Source organism: Chthonomonas sp., from assembly GCA_016788425.1.
Classification (GTDB): domain Bacteria; phylum Armatimonadota; class Fimbriimonadia; order Fimbriimonadales; family Fimbriimonadaceae; genus JAEURQ01.
The window spans coordinates 326,968-341,551 of sequence record JAEURQ010000004.1 but is presented as its reverse complement, the minus strand read 5'-3'; the positions used below and the strand labels follow the sequence as shown (position 1 = coordinate 341,551).

Here is a 14,584-nt window from a genome sequence, read left to right as displayed (position 1 = left end):
CTCCCCATTCGGGTGAGGGCGCGCTTTTTTGGTATCCTAACCTATCGTGAGCAAGCCCGTCGTCACCCTTCAGAACCTAATCCAGATTCTCAACGAATATTGGGGGGCGCAAGGGTGCGCGATCCTGCAACCCTACGACACCGAGGTCGGCGCCGGGACCAAGCACCCCGCCACCGCGCTGCGATCGCTGGGGCCGGAGCCGTGGAACGTGGCTTACGTGCAGCCCAGCCGACGCCCCGCCGACGGCCGCTATACGCGAAACCCGCAGCGCAGTCAGCGCTACTACCAATATCAGGTGGTGATGAAGCCCAGCCCCGATAACATCGTGGACCTTTACATGGGCAGCCTCGACGCGTTGGGATTTGACACCAGCAAGCACGACGTGCGCTTGGTGGAGGACGACTGGGAGGATCAAGCCGCCGGCGCGAGCGGCATCGGCTGGGAAGTCTGGCTCGATGGCACCGAGATCACGCAGTTCACGTTCTTTCAACAAATGGGCGGCGTGGAATGCAACCCGGTGTGCGCCGAAATTACCTACGGCCCCGAGCGCCTTTGCCTGATGCTGAACGGCCAAAACAGCTTTTGGCAAGACCTCAAATGGAACGACACGCTGATGTACCGCGACGTGGATTTCCAATTGGAGATGCAGCACAACGTCTACAACTTCGAGGTCGCAAGCACGGAAATGCTCTTTCAGCTCTTTGACCTGTACGAGGCCGAGTCGAAGCGCGTCGTGGAGACGCCCGTCTTCTTCAACGGCGATCTGGGCATCCTCACCACCGACGACGCCTATGCCGGCGAGCTTTCTCCTGAGCAAAAGCAAGCCGCTCGCGAAAAGGTGGGCGCGATTGGCCTCGCCTATCCGGCGCTAGATTTGGCGTTGAAGTGCAGCCACATTTTCAACGTGCTGGATGCTCGTGGCGCGGTTTCGGTGACGGAGCGCGCGGCCTACATCAACCGGATTCGGGCGCGAGTTCGCGCGTGCTGCCTCAAGCACCTTGAACAGTACAAGCTAAATGCATAACTTCCAGCACGTGCTGGGCTAAGTCGCCGCTGGCGGCTGGCTCGCGATTCTCGCCGATGCTCGCGATTAAGCAGAGCTGGGCGGGGAGCATCACTTGAGGAACAAATGGGGATAACGCAGTGAGCGGCAATGATAGGAGCACTATTCGTCCTGGTAAAATTGAGGTGCCGAGCCACCGCCGTGCTTACACATGCCGCTAGATTAGCGGAAGTGGAGTCGGTGGGGTGACCTACTCGCAAGACTAGGTTCGGAACTAGAATTCCAATAGTCGGAAGGGCACATTGACAGCTGAATTGAACGCAGCCGTGCTTTCTGCGGTCCGCAAATTTTTTGCACAATCGCGAGGAACAGCACGCAGCCGATGCGTTTCTCACTGCGCAAGCCCCTGGGCAAGACCGATGCGTTAAGTCGATTTTTCGACAAGGCGGTTCCGCGAGGAAGATTCGGGCTGGCCGATTGACTTAGATAGTCAGTTATGGGAGCTTGCAGGAAAACGATAATGAGTAAAAAAGAGCTCGTAAAGAGCGGAAGCACCGACTTCCAAGACTGAAAGTAGATCGTCGCTCACACCGAGCGCGAAAGTGAGATAACGCGGGCCCTGTCTTTCGAGACGGGGTCCGGACTACGCAACCCCACCGACTCCACTTCCGCTAATCTAGCGGCATGTGTCAGCACGGCGGCGGCTCGGCGGCAAGGCGCAAGCGTGTATATCGCGGGCCGCAAAATTTTTGCACAATCGCGAGGAACAGCACGCAGCCGATGCGTACAATCACTGGAAAAGCCCCTGGGCAAGACCGATGCGTTAAGTCGATTTTTCGACAAGGCGGTTCCGCGAGGAAGATTCGGGCTGGCCGATTGAGACAAAACAGAGGGTCGAGCACTGATCAAGTTCGACCCTGTTTTGGTTATGCATATGTCATTGTTGGACAAAATATCTGAGGAAGTCCTTCTCCAGTCTTTTCACAAGGTTGGGCCGCAGCCCGGTTGTGCAGTGAAGTATCGGCGCGAATACGAGAGAATGCAGTTGAAAATTCTCGATCACATCCCGAAGTTGCTGAACGATATCCAAAGCGGATCGTTTCAATTTGGTGAACCTGAATTGCATTTGATAAACGGGGTAAGGCCGATTCTCTCCGTTGGCCCTATTGATCGGGCAGTTGAAAGAGCAATTTTCAAGGTTGTTTCTCAGCATCTTGCTGCGGTTCTCGCACAACCAAACACGTATGCCCGCGCTTCCCTTCGAGGGGAAACTAGTCGGTCACTGCCTGCCTTGGCGAAAGAACTTCAACAACGGAGAAAGGATTACTCCCACTTTTTCGAAACCGATATAAAGAAGTTTTTTCCAAGTATTAATCATAGCTTGCTGCAGCAAAAACTGAAGAAGCTCTTGCCTGATGAGACACTCATGCCGTTGTTGCTTGCAGTCGCCCAACGGAAGCCTCCAGAAAAGGTATGGAGAGCCCAGTATGTAGACCTGGCTTTCTACTTCGAAGAAGTCGAACGAGGGATTCCTCAAGGATCATGCCTATCGCCCATTCTTTCGAGCGTGTATCTGCACGATTTTGATATCGCCCTTGAGAAACGTAAGATTTCCTATCTGCGGTATGTTGATGATCTCATTGCCTTTGCGGAGAGCGAACAAAGCGCCTCGGATATCCAAGACGTGATTTCAAGAATCTTAGAGGATGTTGGACTAACCGCTCATTCGACGCAAAACAAAGAAGACACAAAAGCCAAGATTGGGTCCGGAAAGGACACGATCACCTTTGTCGGGTTAGAATTCCTACCCGAGAATGTAAAAGATGAACACATTGTTCGTCCCAGAAACAAAGCTCTGCAGCATTTTTGCGACAGAGTGACAGAAATTGGGGATACATCAAACGACCTCCTAACGCTTCTGAAGAGGTTAGACAATTTTGTGAAAGGTTGGTTTGCCGCATATAAATGGTGCAGCATTCCACGATCCGTAATTGATGAGCTCGACAGTCATCAACGGAAAATCGTTGGTCAGTGGAATAAGAAGCATGGCGTTCTTGATCGCAACCAATCAAGATATCCGAGGATGGAGCAAGCAAAATTATTGGGGCTTTCGCAATTACATGACCTAAAGCGTCAGATGGACAGACGCCCAAGCGAGATGGTGCAAGAACCGGACGAAGATTTCTAACTTCAGAGCGCTCATCGTTCAGTCAGTTTCAAGTTGGAAGTAGAGTGACAGCGACAAGTCAGAGGTACCTGATGCTCCGGGCGCGAGTTCGCGCGTGCTGCCTCAAACACCTTGAGCAGTACAAGCTAAATGCATAACTTCCAGCACGTGCTGAGCTAGCTCGCCGCTGGCGGCTGGCTCGCGATTCTCGCCGATGCTCGCGATGAGGTCGGCCACGCCAAGCCCGCGCCAGTTTTCATGGTGAGGAGTCTCCAGCGCAACCTCGGTCCAGGCCGGCGAGTCCTTGGTCCAGAGGTGGAGCGGCCCGCCAAAGCCGTTGGGGTCGGGGCAGTTGAGCGAGCCCGCGCTCCCGAACACCTGCAGATGCGGAAGTTGGTGCGCCTGCACGTCGAAGCTGGTGATGAGCGTCGCCACAAACCCGGATTCGAACTCGAGCAACGCCTGGATATGGGTGTCCACTTCCACTTCGGCGAACTCGCCCGCGCGCGTCTGGCTCGAGATGAGTCGCCGATCATGCGCGCGCGTCGCCGTGGATTGCACCCGCCGAACGCGGCCAAAAAGATGGACCATGGCGGTCAGATAGTACGGCCCCATGTCGAACATCGGCCCGGCCCCGGGCTGGTAATAAAACGCCGGATTGGGATGCCAGTGCTCGTGACCCGGACACAGCATCATGGCGACTGCCGACAGCGGGCGGCCGATTTCCCCGCGCTCGATGAGGTTCTTCGCGGTTTGGTAGCCAGCGCCCATGAACGTATCGGGCGCGCCACCCACACGCAAGCCGCGCTCGGCGGCCAGGGTAAGCAGTTCGCGACCTTCTTCTACTTGGCCGGCCAACGGCTTCTCGTTGTAGACGTGCTTGCCGTTTTGCAGCGCGGCGCGAGCCACCGCGTAGTGAGCCAAGGGCGTGGTGAGGTTGATAATCAGCTCCACGCTCGGGTCGGCTAGCAGTTCGTCCACCGTAACGGCGCTGATGCCGTGGCGGGCGGCGAACTCCCTTGCCTTCGCCGGGTCGAGGTCGGCACAGGCCACGAGGTCAATCTCGGGGAGGCGACGCGAATTCTCGGCGTAGATTCCGGCGATGTTGCCGCAGCCGACGATGCCCACCCGCACTAGAGCACCTCGCCCAGACGCGCGCCCTGCAAGTCGCCTCGGCTCGCAGCCCATAAAACGCCTCGCCGCATGAGTTCGAGCACGGTGGGGTGCGCGACCACCGATGGATCGTGCCCGAGCGAGCAGTAGAAGACGCGGCCCTCGCCGTGCAGTTTGGTCCAGACCGCCGGCATCTCCGTATCAAACTCGTCGAATCGGCACGTGGCCAGCACCCGAATCGCGGGGTCCACGTGCATGTAGTACTGCTCGGTTACCACGTCGAAATCGCTGAGCCCGGCCGTGAGCGGCCACTCGCCGCGGAACCGCACCCGATACGGGCGGCCATCGCCGGGGTGCGCCACAAACTGACCGCCGACCGCGAACTGAAACTCGGTGCAACTGCGAAACGCGTCGCCCATGCCGCCGTGCAATCCGACCAGCCCCGTACCCGCCGCGACCGCCGCCAGCAAGGCTTGCGCCTGCTCGCCGGAAATCTCGCCCATGGTCCAGTTAGGAATCACCACATCGAACTCGTGAGCCTGCGGACAATCGTCGAGGCTCGTCGAAAGCGTGACTTCCCCGCCGATGTGGGCGGCGAGAAGTTCCGCCACCGCGTGGGGATGGTGCCCATCCCAACCGCCGGAAATGATGAGCGTCCGCACTACGCCATGGCCTGCGTGTAGACGGCCTTCAAAACCTCATCCGGGGTCGTCCACCCGTTCATGACCTTGAACAATCCGTCGTCCAGCATGGTGTGGAAGCCTTGCGCCTTGGCGACTTCTTCCATTTCGCGCATCGGTGCGTGGCGGGCGATGGCGGCCTTAAAGTCGGCGTTGCCCATGACCAGTTCGAACACGCCCATGCGGCCCTTGTAGCCCGTGCCGCGGCACTCGGGGCAGCCCGCGCCCTTGGCAAACTTGCCCTGCGCGAGTTGGTCACTGCTCAGTCGCAGCATCTCCACTTCCTCGGCGCTCGGCTTGTAGGGTTGGCGGCATTTGCCGCAGTTCAATCGGATGAGGCGCTGGGCGAGAATTCCCACGCAAACCCCGGCGATGAGGTACGGTTCGGCGCCCATGTCCACCATGCGGCTGACCGTTTCGATGCTGTTGTTGGTGTGCAGAGTCGAGAGCACCAAGTGGCCTGTAAGCCCGGCCTGAATGCCGATGGCGAGCGATTCGGGGTCGCGCATTTCACCGACCATCATGACGTCGGGGTCTTGTCGTAGGAAGCTGCGCATCACCTTGGGGAAGCCCATTTTGTCGGTCACCTGCACCTGCGCGATGTTCTTGTCGAACTCGTATTCAATCGGGTCCTCGACCGTGACGATGTTGCGGAGTTTGGAATCGAGTTGGTGCAGACTCGCGTAGAGCGTCGAGGTTTTGCCCGAACCCGTTGGGCCGGTCACCAAGATGAGGCCGTACGGCACCGAGATACAGCGCGACCAGTTCTCCAGCACCGGCTGCGGCATGCCGAGCTTCGGCAGCTCAACGCGCATGGCGGCGGGGTCGAGAATCCGCATGACGATTTTTTCGCCATTGAGACACGGCACACACGAAACCCGCGCGCCGAGTCGGCGTCCGTTGTATTCCATGTCAATGCGGCCGTCTTGGGGTTCGCGATTTTCGTCGATGCGCATGCCCGCGGCGAGCTTGAGACGCGCAATGACGTTGTTCGCGTGCTCGGGCGGCAACGCGCCGTTGTCGTGCAGGACGCCATCTTGGCGGTAGCGAATGCTCAGCTGCTCGCGCTCGGGCTGCAGGTGAATGTCGCTGGTGCCGGTGTCCAGCGCGGTGGTGATGATGTTGTCAACAATGCCGACGGCCAGCGACATCTCGCTGCCGCCCATTTCCCGCTGCTGGCCGCTTTCGCGAAGAATGAGGCGGAAGCGCTTCATCGCGCCCCAATTGGTATCGGAGAATTGTTGATCCATGCGTGCGTTTTACCCAGCTAATCAGGTGGAGAACCCGACAACTTCAAATAGAGAGTTCCGCCGACCTCGATGGTTCGGCGGAACTCGAATTGATTTGCGGTGAAGTTAGCTCGCCTTCTTCAGATCTTCCGCCGTGAGCAGTTGCGGTTCGGCGGTTTTGCCGACTGCGCCCTCGGGCACGATTACCTTCTTCACGTCCTCGTTGCTCGGCACTTCGAACATGATCTCCAGCATCAGACTTTCCAGAATAGCGCGTAGCGCACGGGCTCCGGTTTTGCGCTTGATCGCCTCGTGGGCGATTTCGCGTAACGCACCTTCCTGCACCTCAAGCTCCACGCCATCGAGTTCGAACAAGCGGGCGTATTGCTTGATGAGCGAGTTTTTCGGCTCGCTAAGGATGCGCACCAAGGTTTCCTCGTCCAGTTGGTCGAGCGAGGTGAGCACCGGCAAGCGCCCGATGAACTCGGGGATGAGGCCGAATTTCAGCAGGTCGTCCGGCTGAACCTCGCGCAGGATGAGGGTCTCCTCTTCCTTCGTCATCGCGGGCTCGCTCATGAATCCGATCACGCTTTCCTTGCGGCGGCGTCGGATGATATCTTCCAGACCTTCAAAGGCCCCGCCGCAGATGAACAGGATGTTCTTGGTATCAATTTGCAGATACTCCTGTTGCGGGTGCTTGCGGCCCCCTTGCGGCGGCACGTTGGCCACGGTGCCTTCCAAAATTTTGAGCAGGGCTTGCTGCACGCCTTCGCCGCTCACGTCGCGCGTGATCGAAGGATTGTCTCCGCGGCGACCGATCTTGTCGATTTCGTCCACGTAGATGATGCCGCGCTCGCAGAGCTCCTTGGCCCGCTTGGGGTCCATGGATTCCGCGGTTTGGAACAGCTTCAGCAAGATGTTCTCCACGTCTTCGCCAACGTAACCAGCCTCGGTGAGGGCGGTCGCGTCGGCAATGGCGAACGGAACTTCCAGCATGCGGGCCAGCGTCTGCGCGAGCAGAGTTTTGCCCGAGCCGGTCGGCCCCACCATGAGAATGTTGCTCTTAGCGAGTTCGACATCGGTGTTTGCCGTGCCGATTTCGGTAATGCGTTTGTAGTGGTTGTAAACCGCCACCGAGAGGGCGCGCTTGGCGTGCTCTTGGCCGATGACGTACGAGTCCAGCCGCTTGACAATGTCCTTGGGCTTGGGCAGCGAGAACTCAGCCGAGGAAGCCCCCCCTGTAGTGGCTCCGGCCGCGCCGCTGGCCACCTTGTCGCCACCGCGTCGAGCCGAGCCCGCCGCGCCGGCGCCGATGCCTTCGCTGGTCAGGATGTCGTTGCACAGGTCAACGCAATCCGAACAGACTGCGCCATGCAATCCGACGATGAGTTTCTTTACTTGCTCTTTGGTTTTCCCGCAGAGGCAGCATTGGTCGCGACGTTCCACAATTCTTGCCATTTCCGAAGTCCTTCAGCCAAAAATCTCGCCGCTGTTAGCTACGAGAAACCACCTTATCCACGAGACCGTAGGCGACAGATTCTTCTGCCGACATCCAGTAGTCCCGGTCCATATCTTTCTTTACCGTATCTTGGTCCTTATCTGACGCTTCGGCCAGAATTTTGGACAAAATTTCTTGGTAACGGTCTGCTTCCTGTACGGCGATCTTCATGTCGGCCACCGTGCCTTGCGTGCCACCGCTCACTTGGTGAATCATCACGCGGGCATTGGGAAGCACATAGCGCTTGCCCTTGGTGCCACCGGCCAGCAGCACCGCACCCATGGAGGCAGCCATGCCAACGCAGATCGTGCTGATGTCGCACTTCACGAGTTTCATCGTGTCGTAGATGGCGAGGCCCGAGGAGACGGAACCGCCCGGAGAATTGATGTAAAGCTTGATGTCCGAATCGCGGTCTTGCTTTTCGAGGAACAGCATCTGGGCAACCAGGAGATTCGCGACGTAATCGTCAACGCCCGTGCCAAGGTAAATGATGCGGTCCACCAACAAGCGGGACCAGATGTCGTAACTGCGCTCTCCGTTCTGAGTCTTTTCGATGACGTAAGGAATTCCCATTCGATTCTCCACTAGTTTCTTCGGCTTTCTACGCCGAATCCCTTACTGCGAATTCTACCTGGTGCAGAAATGTCTACATAAGTCCAAGATTTTCTCTCGGACTTATGCAGTTACATCGCGAAGTCTTCGATGACCGGCTTGAGTGGGGTGCCTTCGGGCGCGAGTTGGGCATAGCTCGCCTCGCGGAATGCCGGCACTTCGCGGGCAATCGCATCCATGATCTCGCTCGCGTTGAAGAACGGGCGGCTCGGTTCGAGCCGAACAAACATCTCGTTGAAGATGCGCCAGGCGGGCTTGCCGTCGCCCGGATTGGCGACCACTTGCTGCATGCGCTGCACGCGACCTTCCACGTTGGTGTAGGTGCCATCGTGCTCGGCGGGCGCTTCCATCGGCAAAATCAGGCTCGCGTACTCCATCACCTCGGCCGTTTGCACACCTTGATAAACCAAGAACGGCACCGACTCGATCGCGTCTTCCACCAGACGGCGATTCGGATGACGGCGGAACGGGTCGCCCACGACCCAAAGCGCATCCACTTCCCCGCTGATGCAGTCGCGGAAAATCTCGTGAGTGTTGAGGCCCGCCTGGCTCAGCGGCTTGCCGCCGGGACCGGCGTCGGGAACTACGCCAAGTTCCACCGCGCCCTCGTCGTTGCCGCCTTCGACAAAGCAGTTAAACTCGCCGCCCAGGGCCGCGCAGATGGCCTGAAGATCGGCGAGGGTTTCAATCGGGCGATTGGTTTCGTAAATCGAGTTGCTGGTGATCACGGCGAAGTCGCCGCCCTTGAGCAGTTCGACCGTCGCTTGAAGGTCTTCGAGCGAAAGACCCGCAAGCCGCGCACCACGCTCGGCGTGTTCGGCGCGACCTTCGACGAGCGCGCGCAGAGCCGCTACGCTTTCATCCAGTCCGCCCGGCTTACAGAACATTCGGCTGTGGGCAAACGAATCGGTGTCGGCGGGACCAGAGTTGATGGTGACCACCTTGGCGCCGCGACTGAACCACGCCTTGCGGACTCGCAGGAACACGATCGGCTGCGATTCGCTGAGGTTGGTGCCAACGACGAGCAAAGTTGCCTTCGCTTCCAAACCGGCGATGGTGGATTGATGGCGATCTTGCAGACGTTGGCCTGCAGGCGGCACAAAGCGCGTCCAGCGGTGGTCAATGTTGCTCGACTTGAAGCCTTCGCGGAACAAGCGTTGGAACATGTAGAGCCCTTCGTTCGAAATCGTCGAGCCGATGAGTCCAGCCGAGCTGGCCGTAAAGTTCTCGGCGATCTTGGCGTAGGCGTCGGCCCAGCTGATCGGCACGAATGCGTTGCCTTGTCGCAACAGAGGCTGCGTCAAGCGCGAGGGGTCGTTGTAGAAGTCGTGGCCAAACTTCCCGCGGTCGCAGGTCCACTCCTCATTCACTTCTTCGTTGATGCGGCCATTCACGCGCACCAGCTTGCCGGCGCGGTGATCCATCCACACGTTACAGCCGTTGCCGCAACCGAGGCAGAGTCCAGCGCGAGTTTCGAGGTCCCAAGGGCGAGCGCGGAAGCGATATTTCGAGCTGGTCAGCGCGCCGACCGGACAAATCTCGATGACGTTGCCGCTGAACTTGCTTTCGAAATCGGTGAGCTTAAATGTGCTCGGCTGCATATCCGCGCCGCGGAATCGGAATGCGAGTTGAGCGTCGCCGGAAATCTCCTCCGTAAACCGCACGCAGCGACCGCACTGGATGCAGCGCTCAAGGTCGAGCGTCACGTAATCGCTCAGCGGAAACGCCTTGTGGGCGTGCCGCTTCATGTCCACGAATCGGCTGGTCGAAGGACCGTAGAAAATGGTGTTGTTTTGCAGCGGGCACTCGCCACCACGGTCGCAAATGGGGCAGTCGAGCGGGTGATTGATGAGCAGGAATTCCAGAACACCCTTGCGGTCGCGGTGAACCGGCTCGGTATCGGTGAAAATGACCATGCCCTCGCTGGCGGGGAGGGTGCAACCGGCTTGCGGCTTGGGCATCTTGCGCACGCTGCCATCGGGTTGCTTAAAGCCCACCTCGACCAGGCACATTCGGCACATACCCACCGGCTTCATGCGCGGGTGATAGCAGAAGATCGGAATCTCGAGGCCAAGGCGCTTGACCGATTCGACGATCAGTTCGCCTTTAGGCACCTGCAATTCAACTTCGTTAATAGTGATCGTAACGAGTTCCGTGCTCTCAACCGCGGCCATAGGTTCCGTAAACATACCCGATGCAACCCGCGGCACGGGTAACCTTGCGGCAACAATTAGGGGGGTTTGGTGAGCACGGTCAATCGGGCATTCTTGTTTACCGACGTCGTCGATTCGACGCGGCGCTGGGAAGTTGAACCCGCCCTCATGCGCGACCTGTTGCCGGTGCATTTCGCCGCGCTTGGCGCGATTGTGGAGCGTCATGGCGGACACATTTTTAAGACCGTCGGCGACGCGGTTTACGCCGCATTTACTGATGTTGCGGCAGCATGTGCGGCGGCGCACGAGGCTCAGGCCACCGACCTGAGTTTGCCGGTCCGCATCGCGGTCACTGCGGGCGAAGTCGAGTCCACCGAAAACGACTTCTTTGGGCCCGCCTTGAACCTGGCGGCGCGACTCGTGGCGTTGGGCGAGCCAGGCCGCGTGTTGTTACCGCTCGCCCTCGCGGGTTCGATGCCCCACCGAGCGCTGGGCGTCGTGCGACTCAAGGGCATCAGCGACTTGGTTGCCGTTGCCGAACTTGCGAACGACCTTCCTCTGATGATGCTGCCCTGCGCGGGGCCGGTGCTGATTCCTTTGCCGCTCACGCCGATTATCGGACGCGAGGATTTGCGTGAGGACATCCTTCGCCGACTGCAAAAAGCGCGCTTGGTGACGATGACGGGGTTCGGCGGCACCGGCAAAACCCGCCTGGCGATTGACGTTGGACTCGCGGCGGCCGGGTTCTTTCCGGGTGGACTCGTCTTTTGCGACCTGAGCGAACTTCCTGCGCTCGATTCGGTGGAGCATATGCGCGGCGTGGTGCAGCGTTCGCTGAGCGAACTCACCGCCGGTCAGCCGCGCCTGCTGATTTTGGACAATTGCGAGCACGTGCTCAAGAACATTACGCGGGTGGTGCAAGACGCGCTTTCGACGGACGCTACGCTGGTCGTGCTCGCCACCAGCCGCGTCGGATTGCCGTTGGCCGGACAGGTGCAGGTGCCGATTCCGCCGTTGCCGCCGAGCGCGGCGGCGGAACTTTTGACCGCGCGCCTCGATGCGCTGGGCGTCACCGCGAGCGCCGACCTCACGCTGAAAATCTGCGAGCAAGTGAACGGGATTCCGCTCGCCATGGAACTGGCCGCGGCGCGTTGCGAGGCGTTTAGCCCGGACCAAGTGTACGAGCGCATGCGCTCTTCGACCAAGTTTTTGCGCTCGCCCGATTCGCTGAACGACCGTCACGCGGGGATGGAAAGCGTGATCGGCTGGAGCGTGGACCTGCTCTCCGCTCCGGCACGCCAGGCTCTGGAAAATCTGAGCGTCCTCATCGGCGGGTTCGACTATTGGTCGGCGATGGCCGTGCTGAACTTGACTGAGGCCGACGATCTGGATGGCATTGTCGAGGAACTCGCGCGGGCCAGCCTCATTCATCGTGACGATCGGCGCTACCGGTTCTTGGAGCCGGTTCGCGGGTTCGCGTTGGAGCGTTTGCAGCAGCATTCCGCCCGCATGACCGAGGTCAAAGAGCGCCTGATCGGCTATGTGGAGGAGCTTGCTCGCGAGGCGCACCCGATGCTGCAGGGCGAGTCGCAGGCAGTGTGGCTCGCGCGCTTGAGCGCGGAACACCCCAACGTTCGCTCGGCGTTTGAGTGGATTGTCGAGCCTGCGCGACGCGCGGAACTGGCGGTGTTGCTGCACGGCTTTTGGCTGGCGACCAATCGCGCGGCCGAAGGACGCTCGTGGGCGGAGGCGGCGCTCGCGCGGCTGCCGGCCGCGCAGTTGTCGCCCGAAGTGGACTCGATGGCGGGTGTGCTCGCGTGGTCGAAGCAGGATTTCGAATCCGCGATTGCGCATATGGAGCGGGCGGTGAGCAAAACTCCGCACGAGCCGCCCACGGCTTTGCTCGTCAAAGTACTCACAAACCTGGGGCTGGCGCACGCCAGCGCGGGCAACTTGGAACGCGGTGAGGAGTGCCTGCAGCAGGCTTTGGCGGCGGCTACGGTGGCGGACGTATTACGAGTGCCGCATGTTCTGGTGAACCTAGGTCGTTTGGCGACCGAACAAAAGCGCTTTCCGGAGGCCACCGATTTGTTGTCGCGCGCCGAGGTGGCGTTTGCCGCGCAAGGCAACGAACGCCAAGCCCGTAACGCCCGGGCCCTGATCGCGGAAAACTATCGAACCTTTGGCGACTTGGAGCGGGCGGCGGCGCAGTTTCGGCAGCTGGCCATGGACGCCTACGGCTTAGGTGAGATCGAGGAATTTGCCAACGAGGCCCTGCGTTACGGGTTGGCCGCGGAAGATGACGAGGTGGTTGGCGAGTGCATGGCGCTGCTGCGCGAACTGAACCTCAATCCCAAGCTCGCCGCCGCCGAAGATCGGGACAAGGTGCTTGAGTTTCAGGAGACTTTTGACATTTCCGCCGAAGCCCTTGCGGCGCGAATATTTGATCGGCTAACATCCGCGTGAGGGTTTATTGATGATTAGTCAACTTGTTGTCGCCGCAGTTCTGAGTCAGGGAGATGTCCAACCTCAGAAAGCCTTTCCAGACTATGTTCCGATCACAAAAATGAAAGTGAGCAAGACGTTCAATCCCAATGGCCGAGTGTGCATCGTCACTACGGCTTACACGATTGATACCGCAGAACCAGATGGAACGCTTGATCAAACCACTTCCGTATACGCTCCCAACACACCTACCCCGAGCGACTACATCGAAGGAGTAGCCCTTAAGCCCGCGGGTGGCGATTTTAATACAGTTGTCTCCTTTCGTATGACACAGGCCGTGTATGACAGTATCACATCTGTCGTGTCGGCGGCGTATGCCGAAGCAAATGAAGATCAACCTGGTATGGACTTCCAATTCATCTCGGGCTCCTGCCGCGGAGGCATGACAACGCCTCCTTTCCGACAAGGATCATTTGTCAAACAAGGATTACTCAAAGTTGCGAGCAACGGACCCACTTATCGAGTCTCGGCGCAGTGGCCAACTACCCCCGCAGCGGTAGGCGCAAAGTACACGATCGCGGCGAGGGCGAGCAACTCAACTTCAGGATTCACCAAGAACTTCTCAGGTGTCATTGCCGCAAACCAACCATCCATCTCGCTGGGCACCTCGCTACCCGCAGGTCTGCTAGGCGAAGCCCGCTCGGTGGATGTCGTCATCGTCGTAACGAAGGCCAATCGCCAGCAGATTCACGTACTTTCCTACCTATGATCTGGATCACCGGCGGCGGCGGATTTCTTGGCCGAGAACTCGCCCGCCAACGCCCCGACGCCGTCGCCACGACCCGCGCCGAAGTTGACCTGCTCAATTTCGACGCGGTTCGTCGGTTTGTGCGCGACCGCGGTGTAGACACCATCATCCATTCAGGCGCGCACGTGGGCGGTCTCGGATTTCAACTCGCCAACGCCGGTAGTGTAGCCGTCCACAACACGCGCATGGGCATCAACGTCCTGGAGGCGTTGGCCGAGCGCGGCGGCCACTTTGTGCTGGTGAGCACCGCCTGCATCTACCCCGAAGATGCGCCGATTCCAACGCCCGAGGACTCGGTCAACACCGGTCCGCCCGCCCCCAGCGTGGCCGCCTACGGCCATAGCAAGCGCATGGTGCATGCTGCCGCCGAGGCCCTGGCCAAAGAAGGTCGTCTGACATTTGCCACCATGGTGCCGAGCAACATTTACGGCGCGGGCGACCACTTCGACGAAGCCAAGAGCCACGTCGCCAGCGGTCTCATCCGGCGCGCCATCGAGACCGTGCGCCGGGGCGAACCGGAGTTCAAAATTTGGGGCACCGGGCGAGCGACCCGCGACTTTATCCACGTCCGCGATGCCGCCCGCGCGGTGTTGCTAGGCTTGAAACCTGAAGCCCATGGCGAACTTTGGAACGTCGGCAGCGGTCGCGAGATGCCGATCCGTGAGATGGCCGAACTGATTCTCGAACTTGTGGGGTTCCAGGGAACGACGACCTGGGACACGACAAAGCCCGATGGCACGCTCCGCAAAACCCTCGATATCAGCAAGATCCAGCGGGGGCTCGGGTTCGAACCGAGCGTGAGCCTCGCCGACGGCTTGCGAGAGACCATCACATGGGCTCAAGAGCACCTGGCAAATGGCCATAATTAACCTTCGT

General features: G+C 59.5%; 11 protein-coding genes. 5 read left to right on the top strand and 6 right to left on the bottom strand.

Annotation, left to right across the window (positions count from 1 at the left end; translation table 11 throughout):
* Positions 1-46 precede the first annotated feature (46 nt).
* Together JNJ45_11495 and JNJ45_11490 are read left to right on the top strand one after the other, a co-directional pair.
* On the top strand, positions 47-1,024 hold the full coding sequence (locus tag JNJ45_11495; GenBank protein ID MBL8049292.1) for a glycine--tRNA ligase subunit alpha: 978 nt from the start codon (positions 47-49) through the stop codon (positions 1,022-1,024).
* A gap of 913 nt (positions 1,025-1,937) precedes the next feature.
* Positions 1,938-3,191, top strand: a complete 1,254-nt coding sequence (locus tag JNJ45_11490; protein MBL8049291.1) for a hypothetical protein — start codon at positions 1,938-1,940, stop codon at positions 3,189-3,191.
* A gap of 102 nt (positions 3,192-3,293) precedes the next feature.
* Here the strand turns inward: JNJ45_11490 and JNJ45_11485 are convergent, their stop codons facing one another.
* From JNJ45_11485 to nuoG, 6 genes are all read right to left on the bottom strand, one after another.
* Positions 3,294-4,298 (bottom strand): Gfo/Idh/MocA family oxidoreductase, encoded by a 1,005-nt coding sequence (locus JNJ45_11485; GenBank protein ID MBL8049290.1) that lies wholly within the window; start codon positions 4,296-4,298, stop codon positions 3,294-3,296.
* A gap of 5 nt (positions 4,299-4,303) precedes the next feature.
* A complete protein-coding gene (locus tag JNJ45_11480) occupies positions 4,304-4,945 on the bottom strand; it encodes a ThuA domain-containing protein (protein ID MBL8049289.1) in 642 nt (213 codons plus the stop codon).
* Complete coding sequence (locus tag JNJ45_11475) at positions 4,945-6,213, bottom strand: type II/IV secretion system protein (protein MBL8049288.1); 1,269 nt, start codon at positions 6,211-6,213, stop codon at positions 4,945-4,947. The genes JNJ45_11480 and JNJ45_11475 overlap by 1 nt, the downstream gene beginning before the upstream one ends.
* Before the next feature lie 105 nt (positions 6,214-6,318).
* Positions 6,319-7,650, bottom strand: coding sequence for an ATP-dependent Clp protease ATP-binding subunit ClpX (clpX, locus tag JNJ45_11470; protein MBL8049287.1), 1,332 nt, complete (start codon positions 7,648-7,650; stop codon positions 6,319-6,321).
* 34 nt (positions 7,651-7,684) lie between these two features.
* A complete protein-coding gene (locus JNJ45_11465) occupies positions 7,685-8,263 on the bottom strand; it encodes an ATP-dependent Clp protease proteolytic subunit (protein ID MBL8049286.1) in 579 nt (192 codons plus the stop codon).
* Between the two features lie 110 nt (positions 8,264-8,373).
* The gene (gene nuoG / locus JNJ45_11460; GenBank protein ID MBL8049285.1) at positions 8,374-10,476 is read right to left on the bottom strand and encodes an NADH-quinone oxidoreductase subunit NuoG; all 2,103 of its coding nucleotides are present in this window, start codon (positions 10,474-10,476) and stop codon (positions 8,374-8,376) included.
* 69 nt (positions 10,477-10,545) lie between these two features.
* Between nuoG and JNJ45_11455 the strand changes: the two genes are divergently transcribed.
* Genes JNJ45_11455 through JNJ45_11445 form a run of 3 tightly spaced genes read left to right on the top strand, consistent with a single transcriptional unit; the run spans position 10,546 to position 14,577 of the window.
* Entirely contained in the window at positions 10,546-12,921 is a 2,376-nt protein-coding gene (locus tag JNJ45_11455; GenBank protein ID MBL8049284.1) for a hypothetical protein, read from the top strand.
* A gap of 10 nt (positions 12,922-12,931) precedes the next feature.
* The gene (locus tag JNJ45_11450) at positions 12,932-13,669 is read left to right on the top strand and encodes a hypothetical protein (protein ID MBL8049283.1); all 738 of its coding nucleotides are present in this window, start codon (positions 12,932-12,934) and stop codon (positions 13,667-13,669) included.
* Positions 13,666-14,577 carry an NAD-dependent epimerase/dehydratase family protein gene (locus tag JNJ45_11445; GenBank protein ID MBL8049282.1) on the top strand — a complete coding sequence of 304 codons (912 nt, stop codon included), beginning with the start codon at positions 13,666-13,668 and terminating at the stop codon, positions 14,575-14,577. Before JNJ45_11450 ends, JNJ45_11445 begins: the two co-directional genes overlap by 4 nt.
* The last annotated feature ends 7 nt before the right edge of the window (positions 14,578-14,584 follow it).

Bases quoted from the DNA above. Each gene is read 5' to 3' on its own strand.
- JNJ45_11490 (MBL8049291.1), top strand. From the start codon at position 1,938: ATGTCATTGTTGGACAAAATATCTGAGGAAGTCCTTCTCCAGTCTTTT.
- JNJ45_11475 (MBL8049288.1), bottom strand. From the start codon at position 6,213: ATGGATCAACAATTCTCCGATACCAATTGGGGCGCGATGAAGCGCTTC.
- clpX (MBL8049287.1), bottom strand. From the start codon at position 7,650: ATGGCAAGAATTGTGGAACGTCGCGACCAATGCTGCCTCTGCGGGAAA.
- JNJ45_11465 (MBL8049286.1), bottom strand. From the start codon at position 8,263: ATGGGAATTCCTTACGTCATCGAAAAGACTCAGAACGGAGAGCGCAGT.
- nuoG (MBL8049285.1), bottom strand. From the start codon at position 10,476: ATGGCCGCGGTTGAGAGCACGGAACTCGTTACGATCACTATTAACGAA.
- JNJ45_11450 (MBL8049283.1), top strand. From the start codon at position 12,932: ATGATTAGTCAACTTGTTGTCGCCGCAGTTCTGAGTCAGGGAGATGTC.
- JNJ45_11445 (MBL8049282.1), top strand. From the start codon at position 13,666: ATGATCTGGATCACCGGCGGCGGCGGATTTCTTGGCCGAGAACTCGCC.